General features: G+C 63.9%; 26 protein-coding genes and 1 pseudogene. 16 read left to right on the top strand and 11 right to left on the bottom strand.

All coding sequences use genetic code 11. From position 1 onward, the window contains the following. Window positions 1–43: 43 nt before the first annotated feature. The 5 genes from NKJ35_RS03435 (at window position 44) to NKJ35_RS03455 (ending at window position 1,858) form a co-directional block, all read left to right on the top strand. Window positions 44–298, top strand: a complete 255-nt coding sequence (locus NKJ35_RS03435) for a hypothetical protein (protein WP_352644963.1) — start codon at window positions 44–46, stop codon at window positions 296–298. Beyond that, window positions 295–603 (top strand): hypothetical protein, encoded by a 309-nt coding sequence (locus tag NKJ35_RS03440; RefSeq protein ID WP_352475529.1) that lies wholly within the window; start codon window positions 295–297, stop codon window positions 601–603. Before NKJ35_RS03435 ends, NKJ35_RS03440 begins: the two co-directional genes overlap by 4 nt. A gap of 11 nt (window positions 604–614) precedes the next feature. Beyond that, entirely contained in the window at window positions 615–797 is a 183-nt protein-coding gene (locus NKJ35_RS03445) for a DUF3606 domain-containing protein (protein ID WP_023675702.1), read from the top strand. Window positions 798–1,020: 223 nt separating this feature from the next. Then, the gene (locus NKJ35_RS03450; protein ID WP_245274654.1) at window positions 1,021–1,203 is read left to right on the top strand and encodes a hypothetical protein; all 183 of its coding nucleotides are present in this window, start codon (window positions 1,021–1,023) and stop codon (window positions 1,201–1,203) included. 43 nt (window positions 1,204–1,246) lie between these two features. Further along, entirely contained in the window at window positions 1,247–1,858 is a 612-nt protein-coding gene (locus NKJ35_RS03455) for a hypothetical protein (RefSeq protein WP_352475530.1), read from the top strand. A 15-nt stretch (window positions 1,859–1,873) separates the two neighbouring features. On the opposite strand, the gene NKJ35_RS03460 is transcribed toward NKJ35_RS03455, so the two are convergent. Beyond that, entirely contained in the window at window positions 1,874–2,779 is a 906-nt protein-coding gene (locus tag NKJ35_RS03460; RefSeq protein ID WP_254819635.1) for a S1C family serine protease, read from the bottom strand. A 249-nt stretch (window positions 2,780–3,028) separates the two neighbouring features. On the opposite strand from NKJ35_RS03460, the gene yghU reads away from it, so the two are divergent. After that, entirely contained in the window at window positions 3,029–3,916 is an 888-nt protein-coding gene (yghU, locus tag NKJ35_RS03465) for a glutathione-dependent disulfide-bond oxidoreductase (RefSeq protein ID WP_352644964.1), read from the top strand. 299 nt (window positions 3,917–4,215) lie between these two features. Here the strand turns inward: yghU and NKJ35_RS03470 are convergent, their stop codons facing one another. Together NKJ35_RS03470 and NKJ35_RS03475 are read right to left on the bottom strand one after the other, a co-directional pair. Further along, window positions 4,216–4,467, bottom strand: a complete 252-nt coding sequence (locus NKJ35_RS03470; RefSeq protein ID WP_352644965.1) for an exopolysaccharide production repressor protein — start codon at window positions 4,465–4,467, stop codon at window positions 4,216–4,218. Between the two features lie 153 nt (window positions 4,468–4,620). After that, window positions 4,621–5,781: a KamA family radical SAM protein gene (locus NKJ35_RS03475; RefSeq protein WP_502904607.1), complete on the bottom strand. Its 1,161-nt coding sequence runs from the start codon at window positions 5,779–5,781 to the stop codon at window positions 4,621–4,623. A 491-nt stretch (window positions 5,782–6,272) separates the two neighbouring features. Between NKJ35_RS03475 and NKJ35_RS03480 the strand changes: the two genes are divergently transcribed. Further along, on the top strand, window positions 6,273–6,719 hold the full coding sequence (locus NKJ35_RS03480; protein WP_352644969.1) for an SAM-dependent methyltransferase: 447 nt from the start codon (window positions 6,273–6,275) through the stop codon (window positions 6,717–6,719). Between the two features lie 35 nt (window positions 6,720–6,754). Here the strand turns inward: NKJ35_RS03480 and NKJ35_RS03485 are convergent, their stop codons facing one another. Together NKJ35_RS03485 and NKJ35_RS03490 are read right to left on the bottom strand one after the other, a co-directional pair. Further along, a complete protein-coding gene (locus tag NKJ35_RS03485) occupies window positions 6,755–8,377 on the bottom strand; it encodes an ABC-F family ATP-binding cassette domain-containing protein (protein ID WP_352644971.1) in 1,623 nt (540 codons plus the stop codon). An 847-nt stretch (window positions 8,378–9,224) separates the two neighbouring features. Next, window positions 9,225–10,115: a LysR family transcriptional regulator gene (locus tag NKJ35_RS03490; protein WP_352645048.1), complete on the bottom strand. Its 891-nt coding sequence runs from the start codon at window positions 10,113–10,115 to the stop codon at window positions 9,225–9,227. Between the two features lie 100 nt (window positions 10,116–10,215). Here NKJ35_RS03490 and NKJ35_RS03495 point away from each other — a divergent pair. From NKJ35_RS03495 to NKJ35_RS03510, 4 genes and pseudogenes are all read left to right on the top strand, one after another. Further along, window positions 10,216–10,955: pseudogene (locus NKJ35_RS03495) on the top strand (SDR family oxidoreductase). Between the two features lie 34 nt (window positions 10,956–10,989). After that, complete coding sequence (locus NKJ35_RS03500) at window positions 10,990–11,190, top strand: tautomerase family protein (RefSeq protein WP_352644973.1); 201 nt, start codon at window positions 10,990–10,992, stop codon at window positions 11,188–11,190. After that, on the top strand, window positions 11,138–11,422 hold the full coding sequence (locus NKJ35_RS03505) for a hypothetical protein (protein ID WP_352645054.1): 285 nt from the start codon (window positions 11,138–11,140) through the stop codon (window positions 11,420–11,422). The genes NKJ35_RS03500 and NKJ35_RS03505 overlap by 53 nt, the downstream gene beginning before the upstream one ends. A 96-nt stretch (window positions 11,423–11,518) precedes the next feature. Next, entirely contained in the window at window positions 11,519–11,983 is a 465-nt protein-coding gene (locus NKJ35_RS03510; RefSeq protein WP_352644974.1) for a GFA family protein, read from the top strand. Between the two features lie 39 nt (window positions 11,984–12,022). Here NKJ35_RS03510 and NKJ35_RS03515 read toward each other — a convergent pair whose 3' ends face one another. The 6 genes from NKJ35_RS03515 to NKJ35_RS03540 form a co-directional block, all read right to left on the bottom strand. Then, window positions 12,023–12,793: an exodeoxyribonuclease III gene (locus tag NKJ35_RS03515; RefSeq protein ID WP_254819644.1), complete on the bottom strand. Its 771-nt coding sequence runs from the start codon at window positions 12,791–12,793 to the stop codon at window positions 12,023–12,025. A gap of 9 nt (window positions 12,794–12,802) precedes the next feature. Continuing rightward, on the bottom strand, window positions 12,803–13,447 hold the full coding sequence (locus NKJ35_RS03520) for an alpha/beta hydrolase family protein (protein ID WP_352644976.1): 645 nt from the start codon (window positions 13,445–13,447) through the stop codon (window positions 12,803–12,805). Between the two features lie 215 nt (window positions 13,448–13,662). After that, window positions 13,663–14,757 (bottom strand): tetratricopeptide repeat protein, encoded by a 1,095-nt coding sequence (locus NKJ35_RS03525; RefSeq protein ID WP_352644977.1) that lies wholly within the window; start codon window positions 14,755–14,757, stop codon window positions 13,663–13,665. After that, window positions 14,754–15,668 carry a non-homologous end joining protein Ku gene (gene ku / locus NKJ35_RS03530; protein ID WP_352644978.1) on the bottom strand — a complete coding sequence of 305 codons (915 nt, stop codon included), beginning with the start codon at window positions 15,666–15,668 and terminating at the stop codon, window positions 14,754–14,756. The genes NKJ35_RS03525 and ku overlap by 4 nt, the downstream gene beginning before the upstream one ends. 231 nt (window positions 15,669–15,899) lie before the next feature. Beyond that, window positions 15,900–18,398 (bottom strand): DNA ligase D, encoded by a 2,499-nt coding sequence (ligD, locus tag NKJ35_RS03535; RefSeq protein WP_352644979.1) that lies wholly within the window; start codon window positions 18,396–18,398, stop codon window positions 15,900–15,902. Between the two features lie 87 nt (window positions 18,399–18,485). Beyond that, window positions 18,486–18,710 (bottom strand): hypothetical protein, encoded by a 225-nt coding sequence (locus NKJ35_RS03540; protein WP_352644980.1) that lies wholly within the window; start codon window positions 18,708–18,710, stop codon window positions 18,486–18,488. Between the two features lie 272 nt (window positions 18,711–18,982). On the opposite strand from NKJ35_RS03540, the gene NKJ35_RS03545 reads away from it, so the two are divergent. From NKJ35_RS03545 to NKJ35_RS03565, 5 genes are all read left to right on the top strand, one after another. Beyond that, a complete protein-coding gene (locus NKJ35_RS03545; protein WP_352644981.1) occupies window positions 18,983–20,758 on the top strand; it encodes a coiled-coil domain-containing protein in 1,776 nt (591 codons plus the stop codon). Window positions 20,759–20,789: 31 nt separating this feature from the next. Continuing rightward, entirely contained in the window at window positions 20,790–21,242 is a 453-nt protein-coding gene (locus NKJ35_RS03550; RefSeq protein ID WP_352644983.1) for an OmpA family protein, read from the top strand. Further along, on the top strand, window positions 21,199–21,993 hold the full coding sequence (locus NKJ35_RS03555; RefSeq protein ID WP_352644984.1) for a tetratricopeptide repeat protein: 795 nt from the start codon (window positions 21,199–21,201) through the stop codon (window positions 21,991–21,993). The genes NKJ35_RS03550 and NKJ35_RS03555 overlap by 44 nt, the downstream gene beginning before the upstream one ends. A 254-nt stretch (window positions 21,994–22,247) precedes the next feature. After that, a complete protein-coding gene (locus tag NKJ35_RS03560; protein WP_352644986.1) occupies window positions 22,248–23,255 on the top strand; it encodes an aldo/keto reductase in 1,008 nt (335 codons plus the stop codon). Window positions 23,256–23,484: 229 nt separating this feature from the next. Next, the gene (locus NKJ35_RS03565; RefSeq protein WP_352645050.1) at window positions 23,485–24,435 is read left to right on the top strand and encodes a substrate-binding domain-containing protein; all 951 of its coding nucleotides are present in this window, start codon (window positions 23,485–23,487) and stop codon (window positions 24,433–24,435) included. Window positions 24,436–24,559: the final 124 nt, after the last annotated feature.

A 24,559-nucleotide genomic window follows, 5' to 3' on the forward strand; every position in this document is an offset into this window, starting at 1 on the left:
GCCGCATGAAAGTTATCTACTCATTGCAACGGGAGCACAGGACATGGCCGACGACCCGAACCGCTACGAGACCGGAGCGAGGAAATATCCGGCAAAGACGAGCACCGACGCGGCCGACCAATTTTCGCAGGATGCGGCCGGCAACAAGCCGCCTCCCGGCGGCATGGGATTGACCAGGCCGGCTGACGATTTCGACGACAAGACCCGGCATTCGGAGGGCCAGAACCCGCCGCGCGCAGTGATCCGGCCAGACGACAAGGCCAGCCCCAACAAGCCCGGCGAGGACGCAAAACGATGAACGTCGCCAATCTCCAGCTCGAAGGATTGATGATGGCGATCGCGGCCGTCAACAATGCGCTGGTCCACAAGGGCCTGCTGTCGGTCGACGAGGTCGACATGGCGTTGCGCCGGGCCGAGGCGGCGATGACGAGCGACGAGCGTCTCTATGAAGACATGTCGCCATCCAACCGCGACGCCGTCTGTTTTCCGCTCAGGCTGCTGCAGGCGGCCAACAATGCCCAGGGGGAAACCGGCGTACCGTCCTTTGCCGAACTGGCAAGGATGGTCGGCCGGACCAAGCAGCCCTATAACGACCAGATGTGATGGAGGACGCCATGGCCGACGACAAATCCAAGACCAAGCAGGATCGCAAACTGGTTTCCGGCGAAGAGCCATACGAGGTCGCTGCCTTTGCCCGCAAATACGGCATACCGCAAAGCGAGGCCGCGACCATCATCAAGCGTTACGGCCCCTCGAGGAGGAAGCTCGACGCGCATATGGCGAGCCGCAACGCCTGAACCAATTCTGGCGGCGGCCGCCGTTCACGCCGGAAGCGTCCCTGCCTTGCCGCCTTGTCGAGAGTATCGGCACCGTCAGCCATGACCTGTCGGGTTCGCCCCTGTGGGGATTCAACGCCTGGTTTTGACAGCCGCGGAATACTCTCGCGGCGCAACAACTCATTTACCTCGACGCTGTACCAGTCCGGTGAGCAAAGCCGGGGGTCGGATGCAGGAACAATTGTTGCGCTACGAATGTGTCATGGAGCCGAACGGCCGTTGGATGGTGTGGGACATCGTTCACGATCTGCCGGCGCAATTTTCGGAAATCGCGCTGATCGGCCTGAGCCGTCGTGAAGCGGTTTCGCTCTGCCGGCTGCTAAACGAGACGAGCCGTTCCGAGACGCGGCAGAGCCGGGCCTCCTGAGAAGCGCGTGCGTCTCAGGCCTGCCAGGCCAAGAGGATTTTACATGCGATCGACAATATTCGGTCTGGTCCTGCTGCTGCCGGCCGCCGCACTGGCAGAACCGATCGAGACGCAGAAGATCATCACGGCGGCGACCGGCGATTGGAACGGCGACGGTGCCGCCGATCTGGCGATGATCGTCGAGACCGAGCCCGGCCATCCCATGGATCTGCATTTGTTCCTCAGGGACCGCGACGGCAATTTTCTCAGACCTGCCGGGGTCGTGCATGAACAGATTTACGGCGAATGGAAGGATTACGAGCGGCCGGGCCCCGCCACATCCGACACCGAGCCCGAACTCACCGCGCTCCCCAACGGCTCGATCAAGCTCTATGTTCCGGCGATGGAGATCGGCAGCGAGCGGACCAACAAGACGCTGACGCTCGCCTGGCGCAACGGCACGTTCGTCGTCGCCGGTTTTGCCTACGAGTATTGGGATTACATGGACGACAATGTTGCCGGCGACTGCGACTACAATGTGCTGACCGGCAAGGGCAAAAGCAGCAAGAAGCTGGCGGACGGCAGCACCAGGCAAGCGACCGTATCGGTCGAAGGCAAGGTCATCCCATTTGCGGAATGGACTCCGGGCACTGGCTTCAGCGCTTGCGGAGAGTGAGAGGTTTCGGTTGCCTCACTGCAGCGGCGGCTTCCACAGCAGACTGTTGCGATCGGCGGACTTGACGCGCAGCCAGGTTTCGCGGCCGTCGCGCAGCACCCGGAGCGGTATCTCGGCGCCCGCCGGGCCGCTGTTCCAAAGCTTGCGATAAAAATCGGCAAGCCCATCGACCGCCGTGTCGCGGACATCCGAGATGACATCGCCTTGGCGAAGGCCCGCCTGGGCGGCTGGACCGCCTTCGGCGACGCTCATCACCACGACCTTGCCGTCGCTCTCGGCCGAGAAGGCGCCGAGCCACGGCCGCGGCGGCTTGGCGACCTGCCCGCGCGTCAGCAGATCGTCGAGGATGGGTGGCAGAAGATCGATCGGCACCACCATGTTGATGTCGGCGACCTCGCCGTTGCGGCTCATCTGCAGGCGCAGCGAACCGATGCCGAGCAGCCTTCCATCCGCGCCGATGAGGCCGGCGCCGCCCCATGAGGGGTGAGCCGGCGCCGTGAAGATCGCCTCGTCGAGCAGATATTCCCAATAGCCGGCGAATTCCTGCTTGGTGACGATTCGCGCCCGCACGGAGCGGCCGACGCCGTCGGAGAGCACGACGGGATCGCCGATCTTCGCCCTGGACGCGTCGCCGAGCGCAATGGCGGGCAGTCCAAGCGGCGCCAGCGCCTGCACCAGGCCGAAGCCCGACTCCTGGTCGTAGGCGAGCGCATGGGCGGGAACCACGCGCCCGTCCTGGTCGGCCAGCCAGACCTCCTCGGCCTCGGTGATGAGATAGCCGATGGTGAGTACCAGCCCGTCGCCGCGGATGACCACGCCACTGCCCTCGCGGCGGGTGCCAAGTGTATTTGCCGTGAAGGCGTCCTCCGGCACGGTGGCGCGGACGGCCACGATGGATCGCAAAAGGGGTTCGATATTCATGCTTTGGTTCCCGGCAATGTTCGCAGGCTTATATGGGCTATAGGTATGGCGCAGGTGATCAGGCGCAAGAGGTGGCGCCGGCTTTGGCGTGGACCGGCGCCGCGCCGTTCGCGCCGGGGTTTTGCAACAGCGCCGGCAGCCCTATCTGTACCTACGGCTATCCCAAGCTGCCCTATGCAAAGTTCCTCCGCCATTACCCACGTTGATATCCGATATCCTCCCAACCCAACCCTTCCAAAGGCCTGCCAAATGAACGACTACGCAACGGACCAATACACGCCGCCAAAAGTCTGGACCTGGAACAAGGCAAATGGCGGCGCTTTCGCCAGCATCAATCGGCCGATCGCCGGCCCGACGCATGACAAGAAACTGCCGGTCGGCAAGCATCCGCTGCAGCTTTATTCGCTGGCGACACCGAACGGCGTCAAGGTGACGATCATGCTGGAGGAACTTCTGGCGCTCGGCCACAGCGGCGCCGAATACGATGCCTGGCTTATCAGGATCAACGACGGCGACCAGTTCGGCAGCGGCTTCGTCGAGGTCAACCCGAACTCGAAGATCCCGGCCATGATGGATCGCAGTGGGAAAAAGCCGGTCCGCATCTTCGAATCCGGCTCGATCCTGCTCTACCTCGCCGAAAAATTCGGCGAATTCCTGCCGACGGAGCAGCCGGCCCGCGCCGAGACCCTGTCATGGCTATTCTGGCAGGTGGGCTCGGCGCCCTATCTCGGTGGCGGCTTCGGCCATTTCTATGTCTATGCGCCAACGAAGATCGAATATGCCATCGACCGCTTCGCCATGGAAACCAAGCGGCAGATGGACGTGCTCGACCGACGCCTCGCCGAAAGCGAGTATTTAGGCGGCAGCGACTATACGATTGCCGACATTGCGGTGTGGCCCTGGTATGGCGGGCTGGCCAAGGGCCGCATGTATGACGATTCCGGCGAGTTCCTGCAGGTGGAGCAGTACAAGAACGTGCAGCGTTGGGCCGACGCCATCGACGCGCGGCCGGCGGTCAAGCGCGGCCGCATGGTCAACCGCACCTTCGGCGAGCCTTCGATGCAGCTGCACGAGCGCCATGATGCCAGCGATTTCGAGACCAAGACGCAAGACAAGCTCGCGGCGGCCAAAAGCTAAGCCGACGACGCGCCGATCTCTCGCCTTGTAGGGGAGATCGGCAGCTTCGGCCGACTGCTCAGGCCCGTCTCTACCGCCGCCATCCAAGCTGGCATCAACAAAAGGGAGCTTGCCAGCCGGTTGTAAAATGTGGCGTTGGGCACGGTCGTACAAGCAGCAGGCAGGTTTTCCCGCTAGCTCAAAAACGACGATATGAGTTGGGCGATATATATTAGTTGACTAAACTAGCGGAACGTCCAATGCACATTCCCAGAACCGAACATGTCCTGTCTAGACCATGATATCTATATGGGACATTACTACATAAGCTGAACGCGACCTCGACGGTTTGGCGGCACAGCCCTCAGACGCCGCGGCTTTACCTCCGCGCTTTTCGCCCCGGATCCGTAGATCAACCGGACGACGAACAGGAAATATCCAACCTGCATGACGATCAAGGTCAAGATCGTCCAGGCCAGCGTCTTCCAGATTGAACCCGTCGCAAGGTAAGTCGAGATCGCCACGACGGACGATATGGTGGTCAGCCCCACCAGGAACCGTGGAAAGTTCATGATTTTTGCGCCGCCCCGTAACTCGCAACAGCCGGGACGAACTCCCCTAACCCATTACCCCGGACCAACATTTTCACTATTTTGGCAATTGCGCAACCACCGAATAGAACAGCAGTTAACGCATGCTTCCGTGATCAAGGGCTGCGTGTCAGGTCACCAAGGTGGGCTGGCTTGGACGGCGGCTGCGCGTCCCTCCTCCCCGACCAGCTCTCCATACCCCCTCACAACCCCATCAAGCCCACGTATTCGCCACGTCTCCCCTTCGCACGCCTCGAGATAGGACTGGCCGAGCGGGACTTTCCCTCCGCCGTCCGGCAGGTCCAGCACGTAGACGGGATTGCAGATGCCGGACAGGCGCGCACGCAAGGCGCTGACCAGCGCCTGGCCCTCGGCGATCGTGGTGCGCCGGTGCGCCATTCCGCGCACGAGATCACCGTGGTGCAGGTAATAGGGTTTGACGCCAAGGCGATACATCAGCTCGCGGCACAGCTCTTCCAACACCTCGACCGTATCGTTCACGCCTTTCAGCAGAACGCTCTGGTTGAGCAGCACGAAGCCGCCCTGCCTTAAAGTACGGCAGGCCCGCTCGGTCGCCTCCGTGATTTCCCGTGGATGGTTGAAATGGGTGACGACCGTGACCATCAGCCGGCCTTGCAAGGCTTGAACCAACCGGCCGGTGATGCGCGACGGCAGCGCGACGGGTACGCGAGTGTGGATGCGCAACAGCCGCACGTGCTGGATCGCCTCGACTCGGGCGCGGATTTCGGCCAGCGCCTTGTCCGGCAGCGACAGTGGGTCGCCGCCGGTCAGGATCACCTCCCGGATTTGCGGATGTGCCGCGATATAGGCGAAGGCTTCGTCGAGAGCTTCGCGCGTATAGCCGCGGCCGATCGAGGTCAGCTGCTCCTTGCGAAAGCAGAACCGGCAATAGACGGCGCATTGATAGGTCGGGAACAGCAAAACCCGGTCGGCATGGCGATGCGTCAATCTCGGCACCGGACTGAAGGCGTGGTCGGCGATCGGGTCGTCGAGCTCGCCCTCCTGCTCTGCCAGTTCGTCGGGCGACGGGATGACCTGAAGCCGTATCGGATCGGCGGGGTCGTTCCAGTCGATCAGGTCGAGATAGGCCTTGGGGATGCGAACCTTGTGGCGCGTGGCCGCGGCTTCGGCCGCCGCCCGCTCGGCTGGCGACAGCGGCAGCGAATCCAGATCGCCTACATGCCGCACGCCCTCGCGAACATCGTCCTGCCATGCGGCATCCGCCTCGCAAGCGCGCCGGTCATCGGCTGCCACGCCGGCCGCATCGACCGCCATGCTGGCGTCGGGGATGTCGGGATGTGAGGTCATTGAAGGCTCCTTGAATTTCGGCCGAGGTACAGCATCGGAGCCAGGACTTGAAGGCAATAAGCGGTGTTAGCCGGGTTGGAGGGCGCGGCAGGAAGCCACAACCGGCCACTGATCAGCACAATCGTCCAACATCGCTGAGGCAAAACATTAGCTTGCGCTCATATTAGCTTGAGCGTATACACATAAACGGCCGGTGATCTACCCCCCAACCGGTTAGGCTCGGCGCCAGTCCCTCCCTACCCCTCAGGTCAACGACGCCGGGCCGCTCGGGGTCCGCCCGGTCGCCCGCGGCTGAGACCGGATCGTCGACCTCTTCGATGTCGATCATGCCCCCTGCTCAAGCAGCACCCAACAGAACATACCAGCTGAACACATCGGCGATGCCCGCGTCTCTCCGGCCTTCCCGTCGCCGGCCACGGTCGCTAATCTCGGATTGCGAAAAAGCTGGAGAAGAGCGTATGGCGAACGACTTGTCGCCAAGGCTTTTGGCGATCGTCAATGCCCTGCCCTTGCGGCAGGGCATGCGAGTGCTGGAGATCGGCTGCGGACCGGGGGCTGCAGCGCGCGAGATCGCGCGCCGGATCGGCGGCGGGCACGTGCTGGCGATCGACCGCTCGGCCAAGGCCATCGCGCAGGCCGGGGCCGCTTCGCGCGCCGAGATTGCGGCAGGCCGGCTGAGCCTCCGCCAGGTCGCCATCGAGGATTTCGAGTTGGAGGCCGACGAGAAGCACTTCGACATTGCCGTTGCGGTGCGCGTCGGCGCGCTGGACGGGCGTCATCCCGAAGCAGGAAAAATTGCCCTGCGACGGCTCAAGGCGGCGTTGACCGCGCAAGGCCGGCTGTTCATCGACGGCGGCGATCCGCTGCGCGAAATTGCGATACACGGCAGAACAGCTCGTGCTTAGCCTCCGGAATCGAGCGGCAGAGCTGGGTGCGCGCCTCAGCTCCGCAACCCCGGCGCCTCCTGCCCGGTGCGCTCGACATATTCGGTATAGCCGCCGCCATAGGTGTGGATGCCCTCGGGCGTCAGTTCCAGCACCCGGTTCGACAGCGCCGCCAGGAAATGGCGGTCATGCGAGACGAACAGCATGGTTCCCTCGTACTGCGACAGTGCTGTGATCAGCATTTCCTTGGTGGCGATGTCGAGGTGGTTGGTCGGCTCGTCCAGCACCAGCAAATTGGGCGGATCGAACAGCATCAGCGCCATCACCAGCCGCGCCTTCTCGCCGCCCGACAGCACGCGGCACTTCTTCTCGATCTCGTCGCCGGAAAAGCCGAAGCAGCCGGCCAGCGCCCTGAGCGGCGCCTGGCCGGCCTGCGGAAATGCATCTTCCAGCGTCTGGAACACGGTGCGCTCGCCCTCCAGCACTTCCATGGCGTGCTGGGCGAAATAGCCCATCTTGACGCTAGGCCCGCGCGCAACCGTGCCATTGTCCGGCTCGGAAGCGCCAGCGACCAGCTTCAGCAGCGTCGACTTGCCGGCGCCGTTGACGCCCATCACGCACCAGCGCTCGCGGCGGCGCACCTGAAAATCCAATCCCGCGTAGATCGAGCGGCTGCCATAGCCCTTGTGCACGTTCTTCAGCGTCACCACGTCCTCGCCGCAGCGCGGCGCCGGCTGAAAGTCGAACGATACCTTCTGGCGGCGCTTGGGCGGCTCGACCCGGTCGATCTTGTCCAGCTTCTTCACTCGGCTCTGCACCTGGGCGGCATGCGAGGCACGTGCCTTGAAGCGCTCGATGAAGGCGATCTCCTTGGCCAGCATCGCCTGCTGGCGCTCGAACTGCGCCTGCTGCTGCCGGTCGGCGATCGCCCGCTGCTGCTGGTAGAATTCGTAGTTGCCGGAGTAAGCGGTCAGCGAGCCGCCATCGATCTCGACCACCTTGTTGACGATGCGGTTCATGAACTCGCGGTCGTGCGAGGTCATCAGCAGCGCGCCGTCGTAGTTCTTCAGGAACTGCTCCAGCCAGATCAGGCTTTCGAGGTCGAGATGGTTGCTCGGCTCGTCGAGCAGCATGGCGTCGGGCCGCATCAAAAGGATCCTGGCCAGTGCCACGCGCATTTTCCAGCCGCCGGACAGCTTGCCGACGTCGCCGTCCATCATCTCCTGGCTGAAGCCAAGGCCGTCCAGCACCTCGCGAGCGCGCCCATCCAGCGCGTAACCGTCGAGCTCCTCGAAGCGGTGCTGTGCCTCGCCGTAACGGGCGATGATCTCGTCCATTTCACCGGCGCGATCGGGGTCGCCCATCGCGTGCTCGAGCTCGCGCATCTCGGCCGCCACTTCGCTGACCGGCCCGGCGCCGTCCATCACTTCGGCAACGGCGCTGCGGCCGGACATGTCGCCGACATCCTGGCTAAAATAGCCGATGGTGACGCCGCGATCGACCGAGACCTGGCCCTCGTCAGGCTGCTCCTCGCCGTTGATCATGCGAAACAGCGTTGTCTTGCCGGCGCCGTTAGGCCCGACCAGCCCGACCTTCTCGCCCTTCTGCAACGCGGCGGACGCTTCGATGAAGACGATCTGCCGGCCGTTCTGCTTGCTGATGCTTTCGAGACGAATCATGGTTTTCCAGGAAAGGCCAAAGGAGAGTTCCCGCGCCAATACGCGATAGGCCGCGCCGGCGGAAGCCCGCAGTGGTGAGGCGCCCCGCGCCAAATTGTCTGAACCCTATCGTTGCATCGCCCGCCGGAATCGCTCGTCCAGTTGCTGGAACTCGGCAAAGAGCCCATCGCATGCCCGGCGACCCGCTTCGCATCGCATAGTCCGTGTTTGGTACCAACTGCCCTGCCGGTCCCTGCTGAGGCGATTGCAGGTTATGGCGGGATACGCTTGTTCGGTGGGCCTTGTGAAAGTCCACTGTGTCAGCCCGTCAGCAGAAACGAACAGTTCGAAGCGGGATGAGGCAGCAACCCGACGCAACGCGGGAGACGCCCTCAGTTGCTCGACCAAATCCAATGCGTCAGCACCGTGGAAACCGCACATCGTCGACGGCCCATGCGCGTCGCGGTGGATGCCTTCGCCCACAGTCTGGGCGTGCGAGGCGCCGTAGGTTGCGAGCATAATCGCGCCGACTACACGAAATCTTCTCACTGGAGCTTCCCTATTGGCTACTGCATTCGGTCAACACTGTTGGTTGCAGCAGGACCACTCACCCGATCCCGTCGCCTCATAGGCGCCGGCGGCGCGCCTGTCCTCAAGTCGCACCGGCCGGCACAAGGACACTACCGGTGAAGCGCGCGCCGCTCCGATGCCGCTCCGATGCATAATGACAGGCTCGCCGTTGACATGGACTTTGCGCTGGTTTTGGTTTTGGTCTTGGTCCCGGTCCCGATCTTGTCACTAAACGCAAGCGCGATGTTTATCTCGTCCGATCGCCCTTCGCAAAGTAGCCGGCGGCCTGGGTGCACGATCACACCCGGCCCGATGTCCCACCCTCGCCAAAAATCCCGGTCACCCAGTCGATGAACACGCGTACCCGTGGCGCGAGCTGGCGGTTCTGTGGGTAGAGCGCCGACAGCGGTGTCGGCGACGGCGGGTAATCCGGCAGCACTTCGACAAGCGTGCCGCGTGCGAAATCCCCGGCGAAGCGGTAATGCGGCGCCTGCACCAGGCCGAAGCCGAGACGCGCCAGTTCCGCCATCGTGTCGGAGCCGTTGACCGTCACCCGGTTCGGCAGCGTGACATAGCGCAACGCACCGCCAACGGTGAATTCGAGCGGCATGATCTCGCCGGTCCGCGACGAGCGGAAGCCGACCATCAGATGGCCTTCGAGATCGTCGGGGGTTGCCGGCATGCCGTGCTTTTCGAGATAGGCGGGGCTGGCGCAGGTGACTTCGCGCAATGTTGCCACCCGCCGCACGATCATGCCGCTGTCGGCCTGTTCGCCGGAACGCAGCACGCAGTCGATGCCCTCGCGCACCAGATCGACCAGCCGGTCGCCGTCGCCGATATGCAGGTCGATCCCGGGGTAGCGGTCGAGAAATTCGGTGAGCCGCGGCAGGATGAAGCCGTGCACGTCGATCCTCAAAAGGCCTTGCGGCTGCGCCGATTGAAAGCCGGCCTCGGCATCTTCGACATCGGCAAGGATGGCGAGGCAGCGCTGGTAATAGGCCTGGCCGTCCAATGTCGGCCTGACATGGCGCGTGGTGCGTTCCAGCAGCCTCACCCCCAGCCGCGCCTCGAGATCCTTGATCGCCTCGGTGGCGCTCGATCGCGACATCGACAGATCGGCGGCGGCCGCGGTGAAGCTGCCGCGCTCGATCACACGGGCAAGCAGGCGCATCCGGTCGAGACTGTCCATCGCCATTGTTCGCCATATCCGAATGGTGTTGGCAAGTCCCGAGCGATTATCCCGCAGGATTTATCGCCTATTTTCAGCCGACAAGAATTGGAGAGCTGACATGATTGCGCGGAATGCAAAGGTGGCGCTGGTAACCGGCGCCTCGAAGGGTATTGGCGCCGAAATTGCCAGAAGGCTGGCACGCGACGGCTTTTCGGTCGTCGTCAACTATGCCAGGGGCGCCGAAGCAGCCGAAGGCGTGGTGGGCGGGATCGAAGCGGCGGGCGGCACGGCGATCGCCGTTCAGGCCGATGTCGGCGATCCCAAAGGCGTGGCGCATCTGTTCGACGCAGCCGAGCAGGCGTTTGGCGGCCTCGACGTGCTGGTCAACAACGCCGGCATCATGAAGCTCGCGCCGATCGCGCAGATGGACGACACCGGTTTCGAGCAGCAGGTCGCGGTGAACCTCGGTGGCGTCTTCCGCGGCATGCGCGAGGCCGCACGAGGGCTGCGCGACGGCGGACGCGTCGTCAGCTTCTCGTCCAGCGTGGTCGGGCTCTACCAGCCGACCTACGGCGTTTACGCTGCCACCAAGGCCGGCGTCGAGGCGATGACGCATGTGCTGGCCAAGGAACTCGGGCCGCGCGGCATCACAGTCAATGTCGTGGCGCCGGGGCCGGTGGCCACCGAGCTGTTCCTCGGCGGCAAATCTGAGGCACTGGTCGAAACGATCACCAGGATGATCCCCTGGGGCGGCTCGGCCAGCCCGCCGACATCGCCGGCGTGGTGTCGTTCCTCGCCGGACCGGACAGCGGCTGGGTCAACGGCCAGGTGCTGCGCGCCAATGGCGGCACGGTCTGACTTTATCTCCAACAACCAACAGGAAATCGACGTCATGCCCTTTACAAACTTCAAGGTACCTGAGCGCGCGCTGTCCGCCGGACAGAAGGAGGATCTCGTCCACAAGACCACAGCCCTGTTCGTCGAGATGTTCGGCGAAGGCGTGCGCCCCTACACCATGGTGCTGATCGAGGAGGTTGCCGATGGCGGCTACGGCCGCGCCGACGTGGTGTTCACGATTCCTGGGGCAGGATAAAATCCTGAACCCCAAGCACCGTCTTCACCCGCTCGAGCGCCAGCTCGTCATGAAGATTTCGATGGAAAAGACGTTGCGATATGCGCCAAGGCCGCGCAGCGACGAGACGCGCAACGGCATGTCGGCAACGAAATGCCAGTTCACCCGCTGGTTCGGCGCGAACAGCTTCGTCAATCATGTGATCGCTTCAACTGCCGCGGCCGCGAGCGAACGCGGGTTCGGGGACGGCTAAGCTGCCGATGCCCTTCTTTGAGGGACCGTCAAGGGAGAGATTGCAGCATGGCGGTCGCGCGCTAGATCGCTGGCAGAGGCTAACGCGAGGCCAGCCATGGACGATTGGAAGCTACCTTGGGACGGCGGTTGCCTATGCGGCGGGATACGCTTTCGCGTAAGTGCCCCGCCCTTGCTAACGATGGCGTGTCACTGCACCGGCTGCCAGAAACTGAGCGCCAGCGCGTATTCCTTGACCATCGCCGTGCCGAGCGCCGGTTTCGCCGTCACCCAAGGCGAGCCGGTGGTCGGCGGCCTGCACGGCCCGCACCGGCAACTCTATTGCCCGCATTGCAAGAACTGGATGTTTACGCGTCCGCATGGCTTGGACTTTTTCGTCAACATTCGTGCGACCATGCTGGACGAACATCATTGGTATTTGCCTTTCGTCGAAGTCTTCACATCGGAAAAGCTGCCCTGGGCTTCGACCGCCGCTACCCACAGTTTCGCTACGCAGCCCGACCTTGAGGGATACGCCCCTTTGGTCGAAGCGTTCGCCCGTGAAGCGGCGCGGCCAAGCTGACTGGTTGGCGCCCGGAAAAGCGGCGCCAGTTTTCGTGCTTCACCGCAACTCCACCCAGACAGGCGCGTGGTCGCTGGCGCCGGTCTCGCCACGCACGTCGCGGTCGATGCCCGCCGCGACCAGCCGGCGCGACAATTTCTTGCTGAGCAAGATATGATCGAGCCGCAGGCCGGCATCGCGCGGCCAGCGATTGCGGCGATAGTCCCAGAATGTGTAGAGCGTCTCCGTCGGGTGCTTCTTGCGCAGCGCGTCAAGCCAGCCCTGGTCGAGCAGCCGCTGGAACGACGCGCGGCTTTCCGGCTGCACTAGCGCGTTGTCGTCATAGGAGCGGGTCGGGTAGATGTCGCGCGCTTCGGGCACGATGTTGTAGTCGCCGGCCAGCACCACGGGCAGGCCGGTGTCGAGCAACTGCGCCGCATGCGCCTCCAGCCTTTCGTGCCAGGCCAGCTTGTACTGGAATTTCGGGCCGGGCTGCGGGTTGCCGTTCGGCGCGTAGAGCGAGGCGACGACGATACCGTTGACCGCCGCTTCGATGTAGCGCGCCTGCTGATCGCTATCGTCGCCGGGCAGCGCCTCGCGGGTCAGAACGGGTTCTGAGCCCCGGGAAAGGATGGCGACGCCGTTCCAGGTCGGCTGCCCGACCCAAACCGCGCCGTAGCCGGCGGCCGCCAGCGCAGTGCGCGGAAACTGCGTCTGTCTCGCCTTGAGCTCCTGCAGGCAGGCGATGTCGGGTTTGGCGGCGGCCAGCCATGCGAGCAGGTTCGGCAGCCGGCTGTTGATGTTGTTGACGTTGAAGGTGGCGATCTTCATCGGCCTGCTTCAACGCACGATGCGTTCGGTCCACGCCTTCACCGCATCAGCAAGCGTCTTCAGATGATCGCCGGTGGAGAAGCCGGAGATGTTTTTGCGCGGCTTCAGATCGTGGTCGCCGTCTTCCAGCCAGAGGATCTCGATCGCGTCGGACAGAGCATAGGTCGCGACCTCGTCTTTGGTCCCGAACTCGTCGCGCGTGCCCTGGAGGATCAATGTCGGCGTCTTGAGATCGGCGAGGTGCTTTGTCCGAAGCTGCGTCGGTTTGTCCGGCGGATGGAAGGGATAGCCGAGGCAAAGCAGGCCCGAGATCTCGCCCTTCGAAAACATCTCGTCGGCGATCATCGAAGCGACGCGTCCGCCCATCGATTTGCCGCCGATGATGAGCGGACCCTCCACGCCCTTCGCCCGGAGGTCGGCGATCGCCTTGACGTATTCCGGGTTAACCGTCTCGGCGCGCGGCGGCGGCTTGCGATGGCCGTAGCGGCGGGCGGCCATGTAGTGGAATTCGAAGCGCGCAAGGCGGAAGCCGGCCTCGGCCAGCGCCTTGGCGGTGGCTGTCATCGAGGGCGAGTCCATAGGAGCGCCTGCGCCATGCGCGAGCAGGATGGTGATGGCGGCGGTGTCGGGGCCGTCGAAGAGGAAGGTGGTCATGGGGCGGTCCACTTATAGAGGCCGCGCTCCGTCCCACCCCCCTCTGTCCTACCGGACATCTCCCCCTCAAGGGGGGAGATTGGATGTCGCCGCCGGTTTCGCCAACCACTAAAGCTGAAAGGCACGCGGGGCACCGAAGCTGCCGATCTCCTCCCTTGAGGGGGAGATGTCCGGCAGGACAGAGGGGGGCGTTCAAGCGCAGGCATTGGATTACCTCACCCCGCCGACATCCGCGCCAGCTGCAAATCCACGAACTGTATCCCCTTGGCCGCCGTGCGCGCCCATTCGGAGTTGGGATCGAGTTCGAGGTAGCGCACCCAGCGGCGCCGCGCCTCGGCGAAATTGCCGGCGTCGAACTCCAGCCTCGCAAGGTTGAACACCGCGTCGGCATAATTGGGATCGAGTGCGATCGCCTTCAGCAAATGGCGGCGCGCCGAGGCTACCCGCCCCTCTTCGCTCATCAGCCCGGCAAGATTGAACCAGGCTTCTACGAAGCCGGGGTCGCACTTGATGGCGCGGGCATAGTCGTGCGCCGCCTCGGCCACGTGGCCGGCGGCGCGCAGGCAGTTGGCGCGGTTGAAGGCGGCGATGGCATCGCTCGGGTCGATGGCCAGGCAGCGCTGGTAGAGTACCGCCGCCTGCTCGTGGTCTTCAGCCTCTTCCGCCGCCTCGGCATCGGCGAACAGCTCTTCCAGCGTGTCGTCATCCCGCGTTCCCAGATCGAACAGCAGCTGGCCGTCGAGTTCGCTCTGGCCTCCCTCGAGATAGATCGCGTTGGCCCGCCCATGCTGCGAGCCGACGGCGAGCGACTTGGCGGTGAGCGAGGCGACCGGGCCCGAGCGATGCACAGAGCGGGCGATCGCCCCCCATGAGGCGCCGCCGGCAACCAGCCCGGCATATTTGCGGGCGAGAATCAGGTCGCGAAAGGAATACGGTTCGCAATCATGCTCGAAGGCATCGAACAGCGACAAAAGGTCGAGATCCGCGCCGGTCAGCCGCGACTGGTCGATCAGCGACTGCCGCGACAGCGCCGAAGCCTCCGGCGCTTTCATCAGCCCGAGCAGGCGCAGGAAGCCGTTCTCGCTGACCAGCTTGCGCCCGGCCGCGCGCTCGGTGACGACGCGGCGTTCAATCTCGGTATCGCCGGCCCTGGCGAGCAACATGCGGCCCAACACGACATGTGTGGTGCGCCGAGTGACGCCGCGCCGCAACTGGCCGTGCCGGCGCTCGACCTCGCGCGCCGCCAGCCTGAGCGGAAAGGCCGCCAGCGCGCCGACGATGCCGAAGACCGTGCCGGCGAGAGCCGTCACGCCTTGCTCTTGCCGACGGCTTTGAGAAGGTTCGCCTTGAGCGGGTTATCCTTGGCCGCGGCGGCGCCGGCCTTGGCGGATTTCGCCGCGGGCTTGGCCGTTTCATCGGCCTTGCTCTTGGACTTGGCCGGCGGCTTGGCCGATTGCGACAGGCTCGCCTTCAGCGCATCCATGAGGTTGATGACATTGCCGCGCTCAGGCGCCGCCGCGATGATAGGCTTGTGGCCCTTGAGCTTCTCGCGGATCATCGCCATCAGCGCGATCTCGTAGCGGTCCTCGTAATTCTTTGGATCGAAGGCGGTTTCCTTCTGCTTGATCAGCGCTTCGGCCAATTGCAGCATTTCGGGATCGGGGTTTCCGGCCGGGATATTGCCGAAATATTCAGCCGTGCCACGCACTTCGTTCGGATTCCTCAAGGTGCAGACGAACATACCGTTCTCGCGCGCGCCGATCGTCACGACGCGCTCGCGGCTGGACAGCACAAGGCGGGCGATCGCCAGCTTGCCCGATTTGCGCATCGCTTCGCGCAACACGGCAAAGGTCTCCTCGGCCATTGCGCCATCCGGCGCCAGGTAATAGGGCGCGTCCTGATAGATGACGTCGACCGAATGCTCGTCGACAAAAGCCTCGATGTTCATCGTATGGTTGGATTCGATGCGCACCGCATCGAGATCGGAGTCCTCGATGATGATGTACTGCTTGTCCTCGTATTCGTAGCCCTTGACCAGGTCCGAACGCTCGACCAGCCCGAGTTCGGGGTCGACCGGCTTCATGTTGATGCGGTTGTGCGTCTTCTTGTGCAGCTGATTGAAGCTGATGCGTTCGCTGGCGCTCGTCGCCGGATAGAGCCGGACCGGACAGCTGACCAGACTGAGCTTGAGGTAACCTTTCCAACTTGCCCTGGGCGCCATGAAATACTCCTACGCGGCCTTGTGCTGTCGAACAGTTCGCAGCGTTCATTCGTCCGGAGGACGAACGGACTGCCGAAATCCTACATTGCCCTTACAATACCGGGCCCTTACAATACCGGCAAATCCCTAGCGAAATCTTCCTCCGCTGAGAGCAGCCTGCACGCAAGAGGTCCATGGCGAAGAATAATTCAAATTTTCCGGAGCGTCGATGGAGTCTGGGAGCCCGCAGAACTACCTCGCGGTGGCTATCAACGGCAAATCCCGTGCGAAATCTTCCATGTCGGCCCAAGGGTCGCCTGACGTCGCCAGCAGGCCCGGCAGTGACGAATAATTCAGGTCCTGCGGGGCGTCGATGGATTCCAGGTCGCTCCAGCTCACCGGTGTCGAGGCCGGCAAATTGGTGCGGGCGCGCAGCGAATAGGGAGCCGCCGAGGTGTGGCCGCGCGCATTGCGGTGATAGTCGATGAAGATGCGCCGCTTGCGGTTCTCCTTGCCCATGGTGGTGGTGAAAGTGTCGGGCGCGGTGGCGGCAAGATGCGTGGAGATGGCGCTGGTCGCCCGGTGCAGTTTCTTCCAGTTCTGCTTTTGTGTCACCGGCACGGTGATGTGGATGCCGTGGCCCCCGGAGGTCTTGGCAAACGGCACCAGCCCTAGGGCTTCGAGCTCGCTGCGAATATGCACCGCCGCCTCCACCACGTCGCGCCAGGCGATCCCCTCGCCCGGGTCGAGATCGAAAACGATCAAATCCGGCTTGTCGAGCCGCGTGCGATGGGTGCCCCAGGTGTGGAACTCGACGACGCCGAACTGCGCCAGCGCCAGATAGCCCTTGGCGTCTTCCACCGAGAGATAGGATTTGGTCTCGCCCTCGGAGTTGGTCGCCTCGAAGGTCGCCACGGATGACGGCATGCCGGTGAAGGCATGGCGCTGGAAGAAACAGTCCTGCGGTCTGCCGGTCGGGCAGCGCACCAGCGACACCGGCCGGCCAAGGATATGCGGCAGCATGAAATCGCCGACCAGCGCGTAATAGACGGCAATGTCGAGCTTGGTCGGGCCGGTCTTGCCGAACAGCCGCCGCGTCGGGTTGGTCACCCAGATGGTTGCGAGGTCGGCCTCGGCGATCAGCCGCTTGCGCTTGGCCGAAACCGGCGTCGACAGGCCGACGTCGCGCAGGCCGCGGAACACGGCATGGCGCAGCGCATTGTCGGTGGTCCGGTTGGCGTAGTGGATATGCGCCGAAAGCAGCGGCCGCACCCAGTTCATCTCGCGCATGATTTCGCGCGGAACACCTTCCGGCGCGGACGCCCCGGCGCGCAACGGCTCCAGCCGCGCCAGCAACTCGCCGGCGGTGGCGGCGTCGAAGCCGGTGCCGACCTTGCCGCGATAATGCAGCTCGCCATCCTCGAATTCGCCGAGGCCGAGTGCGGCCAGCCCCTCGGCCGCGTCGGAGACAGTGTAGCCGGCGATAACGAAATCGCCGGTCTGAAGCGCCTTGGTCTTGGTCCAGGTCTTGGTGCGGCCGCTCTGGTAGACCGCCGTAGCACGTTTCGAGACGACGCCCTCCAGCCCCATTTCCGATGCCTGGTCATAAAGCGCCTGGCCGTCGCCCTCGGCGTGATCGCTGTACTGGATGGCGGAGTTGGCGCCAAGACCGGACAGCAGCTGCGAAAGCAGCGTCTTGCGCCGGCGGAGCGGCACTTGCCTCAGGTCCCAGCCGTCGAGATAGAGAAGGTCGAAGGCATAGAAGTGGAGCTTGTTGCCGGCGCCTTCGGCCAGCGCATCCTGCAAAAGGGCAAAGCGGCTGATGCCCTTGGCGTCGAGCGCGACGACCTCGCCGTCGATGATCGCCTCGCGGCAGGGCAGCCTGGCGAAGGCAAGCGGCAGGTCGCCATAGCGCTTCGTCCAGTCGAGGCCGGCGCGGGTGATCAGCCTGACCTTCCCATCGGAAACATGCGCCATGGTGCGGTAGCCGTCGAACTTGATCTCGTGCAGCCAGGCTTCGCGCGTTTTTTCCGCGGGACCTTCGCCGCCCGGCGGTTTCGAAACCTGCGTCGCCAGTTGCGGCTCGATACGGGTGGGAGGCGGCGCCTTGACGGCGCCCGGCAATGCACCTGGCTTCAGCATCACCGGCTTGGCAGGCTTGGAGGCCGGCTTCGGCGTTGCCACGAGTTCCTCGATGCGGCGTCCGGATTTGACGCTTTCCGGCCGGGCTTCCAGTATGTCGAGCTTGGCGTCGGCGGCCAGATCACGCTCCTTGAACAGCAGCCAGTTCTTCTTGCCCTCATCCTCGCCGGGCTTCGGCTTCAGCCGCGCCAACATCCAGCCGCCATTGAGCTTCTCGCCGGCTAGCCGGAACTTGAAGGAGCCGGTGCGCAGGCTCTTCTCGACGTCGTCCATCGGCGCCCAGATGCCGGTGTCCCAGACGATCATCGGCCCGCCGCCATATTCGCCCTCGGGAATGACACCTTCGAAGTCGATATATTCGAGCGGATGGTCCTCGGTCTCGACCGCCAGCCTTTTATCGGCCGGATTGAGCGAGGGGCCGCGCGGCACCGCCCAGCTCTTCAGCACGTCGCCGACCTGGAGGCGAAGGTCGTAGTGGTCGGCGGTGGCGTGGTGCTTGTGAACGACGAAGCGGTTGCCTTCCCCGGCAACCAGCCCGCCGGCGGGTTCCGGCGTCCTAGTGAACTCGCGCTTGGCACGATAGGCCTTGAGCTTTGGCGGGGCGGTCACGGCCACATGCTCTTGCGCGAAAACAACGGCTTGATGCGCTTGTCTTGAATCATTTTGTCAGCATGCGGCAGGCCGGCGCCACGCCGCTCAATCGTCGGTGGCCGGCGTCAATTCGAGCTCGGCCGGCGACAGGCCCTGCCGTAGCTGGCTGAGCCGGAATTCGTCGACCCAATAGGCCTCGCCATCGACCAGCACGCGCGCGCTGTAGCTGCCGGCCGAAAAACGCTGCGCGGTGATGTAGACCTTGTGGCGGTCGAGCGCCTTGCGCACCGCGGCGCGCTTGGATTTTTGGCTGGTAGCGGAACTGGCCATGCAATTTGCTCATACACGCAGAGCCGCAAGACAAGACGGCCGGCTCAAGGATGGCTGAGACGGGGTGTCGTGTCAATTTCGGCGAGCGAGCGTCCCACGACCGCCGGCGCATAGTGCCCGACGTCCATATATCAGGACGTGACACTTCCCCGGGCTGGATGAAGCATCCCTCGAATGGATGAAGCTAAAAGCTCGAATTTATGCGTAGGCTCGTGGTTCACGTCTTCCAATTGGCGTCGCGGGATAGCAAGCCCCCGACCGAGGTCGCTTTTTTGACGAACGGAAAACGGACAGACATTGGCCTCAAAGCTGCGGTTCCACCTGCAAGCGGCGCCGAGTTGCTGAAATCCAGGGGCTGGTTTCGTGTCAAACGGCAAAAAATACTCTTGGCTAGTATGTTGATCGTCGGCGCGACAATTACGCTCTCGACTGCGTCCGCAGTTGAGATCGAAAAGCTGCGGCAGCAGGCGACCGCCGATCACACGGAGCTGGTGAGCGAAGCCGCCCAGGCGGCTTCGACGGATGCCGCCCCGCTCGATCGCCAGCTGGCCGAGCTCGCGGCTGAGATCGAAAAGCTGCGGCAGGACGCGACGATCGACCGCGCGACCGTGGCGCAACTGCGGACGCAGGTGAGCGAAGCCGCCCGGGCGCCGCCACCGGATTCGGCTACGCTCGATCGCCAGTTGACCGAACTTTTGGGTCAGATCGAAAAATTGCAGCAGGTGGCGGCGGGCGACAGCACGAACCTCCCCCAGTTGGTCGAAAAGCTGCGGCAGGACGCGACCGCCGACCGCGCGGCAGTGGCGCAGCTGCGGACGCAGGTAAGAGAAGCCGCCCGGGCACCGCCACCGGTTGCGGTTACGCTCGACCGCCAGCGGACTGAACTCGCGGCCGAGATCGAAAAGTTGCGGCAGGGGGCGACCGCCGACCGCGCGGAGCTGGCGCAGTTGCGAGCGCAGGTGAGCGAAGCCGCCCGGGCGCCTCCGCCGGATGCGGTTGCGCTCGATCGCCAGCGGGCAGAGCTCGTGGCCGAGATCGAAAAGCTGCGGCAGGCGGCGACCGCCGACCGTGCGGCCGTGGCGCAGCTGCGGACGCAGGTAAGAGAAGCCGCCCGGGCACAGCCACCGGATGCGGTTACGCTCGATCGCCAGCGGGCAGAGCTCGTGGCTCAGATCGAGAAACTGCGGCAGGCGGCGACCGCCGACCGCACGGAGCTGGCGCAGTTGCGAGCGCAGGTGAGCGACATCGCTCGGGCACCGTCACCGGACGCGGCCGCACTCGATCGCCAGCGGTCCGAGCTCGTGGCTCAGATCGAAAAGCTGCGGCAGGCGGCGACCGCCGACCGTGCGGCCTTGGCGCAGCTGCGGACGCAGGTGAGAGAAGCCGCCCGGGCACCGTCACCGGATGCGGCCGCACTCGATCGCCAGCGGGCAGAGCTCGTGGCCGAGATCGAAAAGCTGCGGCAGGACGCGACCGCCGATCGCACGGAGCTGGCGCAGTTGCGAGCGCAGGTGAGCGACGTCGCCCGGGCGCCGTCGCCGGATGCGGCCGCACTCGATCGCCAGCGGTCCGAGCTCGTGGCTCAGATCGAGAAATTGCGGCGGCAGGCGACGGACAATCATGCCGGCATGGATCGCCTTGAAAAGCAGATGGATCGCCTTGAAAAGCAGTTTGCTGAAGCATTTCAGCCTCAAGAGTCGTCTCAGCCTCAGTCTACCGCAACCATCGGCATATCGCCTGATATCGTTCTGCCCTCAGATACAACTCCACGAGTCATTCTGCGCTTTGCGCGTAACCGCGTTTCCGCGCGGACACGAGCGGCGACCCTTGAGCGGAGTCTGCGAGCTCAGGGGCTCGACGTCGTAAAATCTGGCAATTCACCCACAAGCTCTCGGGCAAACGAAGTCATGTACTTTTATAATGAAGATCGACCAAGCGCAGAGCGTATAGCGGCTGGGCTTGTGGAAGCTGCACTCATCCAGCGCGCATTTGCGGACGATGGTTCACTCCCCCGCCCCGGAACTATCGAAGTGGCAATCGGGCGGTAACTAGTAAGGTAGCGCAAAACAGGAGTCTGATATGAACCTCAGTTGCTTTGTTCGCCATCTCGCCTTTATTGTCCTGCTGGGAAGCACATCTGCTTTCGCGCAAACAGATCCGCCTTCGCCCGCGACGCCGGAAAGCGCGAAACCACAAAGTGGACCGGCCCCATTGGTCATCCATTTCGGCACCGGCAGCAGCACAATTCTTCCCAAGGACAGAGAAGTCCTCGATCAAGCGTCTCGCGCGTTCAACGAGGGCAAGCCGCAAGTCATGATCGTTACTGGCAGTGCCGATCGTGCCGGACCACCAGCGCAGAACCTCTTGCTTTCTCAGCGCAGGGCGACAGCGGTGCTGAAAGCTTTGCTCGATCGCGGACTTCCGGTCGACCGGTTCCAGGTCCTGGCGAAAGGCGAAACAGAACTCGCGGTTCCGACCGAAGAGGGTATTGCCGAACCTGAAAACCGTCGTGTCGAGATCACCTGGCGCTAACGCCGTGCGCCGCTTCGTGACCGCGGCCAGTCTATTGCTCGCGTTCGCACAGTCGGTGACGCCGGCTAGCGCCGAGGATCCGAGTGCTTTGTTTCGCGAGGCACTGCGACAAGACTTGATGGGCGGGCCGACAGGTGCTCGGCTCGCCTTCGACATGTACCGCCGTGCTGCAGAAGCGGGTCTGCCCGAAGCACAATTCAATGTTGCCATCATGCTTGACAGCGGCCGCGGCGTGTCCCCGGATATGGCGCAAGCCGCCACATGGTACGCGCGTGCGGCCTCTCATGGCATTCGAAGAGCGGCATATAATCTCGGCCAGCTTTACGAGGCAGGGCAAGGCGTTCCGCAAAACGTCGATCTCGCCCGTGCGTGGTTCAAAGCATCCGGTCTCCCGGCTGCTCGCGCGCGCCTGACTGCCATTCGCTCTGGTGGCGCAAAGGCCGCGACGCTTTCCGCTCCAATACTCATCGCGCCTACATATGGCGAGTTGATTGGCTCCAGCGCAAATAGTGTCGAGCTAGTGTGGACGGCACGCCAGCAACCAGAGGGAGTGCGCTTCTTCGTGGAGTTGCTCGCACTTGTGCCATCTGGTTCAAGTGAGATCTATTCCGGCTTTGTCGATATTTCGAGCCTGAACGTGGCTCTCTCAAGTCATAAGGGAGCCTTCGCATGGCGCGTGCTCGCCGTGGCACGAAGGGGTGGCCGCTACGCTGCCAGCGATTGGTCTTATATGCGCACCGCTGCCAACTGATGGTGTGATTGGTGGCGATCGCATCAATCAAGGCCACGGGTGGTCCGAAGCTAGTAGCTGCTTCTGGCCTTTCCGGCCCGGACCACCCGCCTGCTTGCGTCCTTCCCAAGACAGCGGACACTGTAAGCGCATCGATGCGGCGCACTTTGACCTGGATTCAAATGGCCGGTCAGCTATCGGCTGTGGAAACCCAACCGGCGCGCTATATGGGATATGGCGGCTTGGGCTGCGACACCGACCCCGGAGAACCTCAGATGACATTGACGATGCGCAAACTCGGCAGCCAGGGGCTGCAAGTCTCGGCAATCGGTCTCGGCTGCATGGGCATGAGCCAGTCCTATGGCCCGGCCGACGAGGCGGAATCGACCGCCACGCTGCACCGCGCCATCGAACTCGGCTGCACCTTCCTCGACACCGCGGAAGTCTACGGGCCGTACGCTAACGAGGAGCTGCTCGGCCGCGCGCTGAAGGGCCGGCGCGATGAAGTGACGATCGCGACGAAATTCGGTTTCCGCATCGAAAACGGCAAGCAAGTCGGCACCGAGCGCGACAGCCGGCCCGAACATATCCGCGAGGCTTTGGAAGGTTCGCTGAGAAGGCTCGCCACCGACCATGTCGACCTCCTCTATCAGCACCGCGTCGATCCGGCGGTGCCGATCGAGGATGTGGCGGGTGCTGTCGGCGAGCTGATCGCTCAGGGCAAGGTTCGCTTCTTCGGCCTGTCGGAAGCCGGTGCCGCCAACATCCGCCGGGCGCATGCCGTTCATCCGGTGTCGGCAGTGCAGAGCGAATACTCGCTATGGGAGCGCAATCTGGAACCGGAAATCATTCCGCTGCTGAAGGAGCTCGGCATCGGCCTGGTGCCGTTCTCGCCGCTCGGCCGCGGCTTTCTCACCGGCGACGTCAGGCGCGCCGAAGACTATCCAGAGGGCGATTACCGGCGCGGCGACCCGCGCTACCAGGGCGCCAACTATGACGCCAACATGCAGGCGGCAGCCATGGTACTCGACATCGCCGCGGCCAAGCGCGTCAAGCCGGGCCAGATTGCTCTGGCCTGGCTGCTCCACAAGGGGAGCGGCTTCGGCATCGACATCGTGCCGATCCCCGGCACCAAGCGCCGAAAGTACCTCGAGGAGAACGTCGCCGCGGCTTCGATCAAGCTCGACACAGCCGAGATGCAGGTGCTCGACGACGCATTGGCGCCGGGCAAGGTCGCCGGTCCACGCTACGGCGAGCGGACCATGGTGATGATCGATCGGTAGGTCTTGCCTTCTCCCGTTCTTGCGCAAAGCTCCGGCCTTGGCTAGCATCCTTGGGCAGGCACCGAGCGGAGGAGAACGTCGCGGTGGACCGGCTGGAGCGCCGTTGCGTCCCTTCAAACACGAGTTGGGCGCTCGAAGGACACTCCATTTTTGAATCGACGCAAGGAACCTTCCGGAAAACCCATTCCGGTTCCGGGGTCGTGCGCTCATCTGGGAGGAGACTAAATTGATCAACAGACGTGAATTCCTGCTGTCGACCGCGGCGATGGGCGCCCTGGCGCTGGCCGCGCCGCAACTGGCTGTTGCCCAGGACAAGCTGACCATCCTCGGCTCGGTGCCGAGCCTCGGCTTTCCGTTCTTCGTGCACATGCTGAACCAGATCAAGGCGGAAGCCCAGGCGCAGGGCGTCAACCTGATCGAGAGCGACGGCCAGAACTCGGCGCCCAAGCAGACCGCCGACATCGAGGCGGCACTCGTGCAGAAGGTCAACGCCATCGTCATCTCGCCGCTCGACGTCAACGCGCTGGCCCCAGCCATCGAAGAAGCGGTCAAGGCCGGCGTTCCCGTCGTCACCATCGACCGCCGCGTCGACGGCGTCGAGGGCATCCTCGCTCATGTCGGTGCCGACAATGTCAAAGGCGGCGAGGCCGAAGCGCAGGCCATGGTGGCGGCGTTCCCGAACGGCGCCAAGATCTTCCATCTGCAGGGCCAGCCCGGTGCCGGCCCGGCGATCGACCGCAACAAGGGTGTGCACAATGTCCTCGATCCGATGAAGGACAAGTACCAGATCATCTTCGAGCAGACCGCCAACTTCGCCCGCGCCGAGGCGCTGTCCGTCACCGAGGCCGGCCTTGCGGCCAACGGCAAGCCCGACGCGATCATCTGCGCCAATGACGACATGGCGCTTGGCGCGGTTGAAGCCTGCGCGGCGCGCAACTTCAACGACGTCAAGATCTACGGCTTCGACGCGCTTCCCGAAGCGCTGGTCGCCGTGCGCGACGGCAAGCTGGCCGGAACGGTCGAGCAATTCCCCGGCGAACAATCGCGCACTGCGGTGCAGATCGCAGTCGCCTACGCCAGGGACAAGACCGAGCCGAAGGAAAAGCTGGTGCTTTTAACGCCGATCGTCATCGGCAAGGACAATCTCGACAAGGCGGAGAGGCTGGGCGAGACGAAGTAAGCGCCGAGGGCGCACAGCGCCAAAAGCAGCGTTCTGTCGCGCCCCCCTCTGCCCTGCCGGGCATCTCCCCCTCAAGGGGGAGATTGGCAGTTTCAACGCGTCGCCTTCTCTTCAACGCCGGAGA

Source organism: Mesorhizobium sp. M0136 (assembly GCF_040322515.1).
Taxonomy (GTDB): Bacteria; Pseudomonadota; Alphaproteobacteria; order Rhizobiales; family Rhizobiaceae; genus Mesorhizobium.

Coding starts and splice junctions, on each gene's coding strand:
- NKJ35_RS03435 (WP_352644963.1), top strand. CDS start 44: ATGGCCGACGACCCGAACCGCTACGAGACCGGAGCGAGGAAATATCCG.
- NKJ35_RS03440 (WP_352475529.1), top strand. CDS start 295: ATGAACGTCGCCAATCTCCAGCTCGAAGGATTGATGATGGCGATCGCG.
- NKJ35_RS03445 (WP_023675702.1), top strand. CDS start 615: ATGGCCGACGACAAATCCAAGACCAAGCAGGATCGCAAACTGGTTTCC.
- NKJ35_RS03455 (WP_352475530.1), top strand. CDS start 1,247: ATGCGATCGACAATATTCGGTCTGGTCCTGCTGCTGCCGGCCGCCGCA.
- NKJ35_RS03460 (WP_254819635.1), bottom strand. CDS start 2,779: ATGAATATCGAACCCCTTTTGCGATCCATCGTGGCCGTCCGCGCCACC.
- yghU (WP_352644964.1), top strand. CDS start 3,029: ATGAACGACTACGCAACGGACCAATACACGCCGCCAAAAGTCTGGACC.
- NKJ35_RS03470 (WP_352644965.1), bottom strand. CDS start 4,467: ATGAACTTTCCACGGTTCCTGGTGGGGCTGACCACCATATCGTCCGTC.
- NKJ35_RS03475 (WP_502904607.1), bottom strand. CDS start 5,781: ATGGCGGTCGATGCGGCCGGCGTGGCAGCCGATGACCGGCGCGCTTGC.
- NKJ35_RS03480 (WP_352644969.1), top strand. CDS start 6,273: ATGGCGAACGACTTGTCGCCAAGGCTTTTGGCGATCGTCAATGCCCTG.
- NKJ35_RS03485 (WP_352644971.1), bottom strand. CDS start 8,377: ATGATTCGTCTCGAAAGCATCAGCAAGCAGAACGGCCGGCAGATCGTC.
- NKJ35_RS03490 (WP_352645048.1), bottom strand. CDS start 10,115: ATGGACAGTCTCGACCGGATGCGCCTGCTTGCCCGTGTGATCGAGCGC.
- NKJ35_RS03500 (WP_352644973.1), top strand. CDS start 10,990: ATGCCCTTTACAAACTTCAAGGTACCTGAGCGCGCGCTGTCCGCCGGA.
- NKJ35_RS03505 (WP_352645054.1), top strand. CDS start 11,138: ATGGCGGCTACGGCCGCGCCGACGTGGTGTTCACGATTCCTGGGGCAG.
- NKJ35_RS03510 (WP_352644974.1), top strand. CDS start 11,519: ATGGACGATTGGAAGCTACCTTGGGACGGCGGTTGCCTATGCGGCGGG.
- NKJ35_RS03515 (WP_254819644.1), bottom strand. CDS start 12,793: ATGAAGATCGCCACCTTCAACGTCAACAACATCAACAGCCGGCTGCCG.
- NKJ35_RS03520 (WP_352644976.1), bottom strand. CDS start 13,447: ATGACCACCTTCCTCTTCGACGGCCCCGACACCGCCGCCATCACCATC.
- ku (WP_352644978.1), bottom strand. CDS start 15,668: ATGGCGCCCAGGGCAAGTTGGAAAGGTTACCTCAAGCTCAGTCTGGTC.
- NKJ35_RS03540 (WP_352644980.1), bottom strand. CDS start 18,710: ATGGCCAGTTCCGCTACCAGCCAAAAATCCAAGCGCGCCGCGGTGCGC.
- NKJ35_RS03550 (WP_352644983.1), top strand. CDS start 20,790: ATGAACCTCAGTTGCTTTGTTCGCCATCTCGCCTTTATTGTCCTGCTG.
- NKJ35_RS03560 (WP_352644986.1), top strand. CDS start 22,248: ATGACATTGACGATGCGCAAACTCGGCAGCCAGGGGCTGCAAGTCTCG.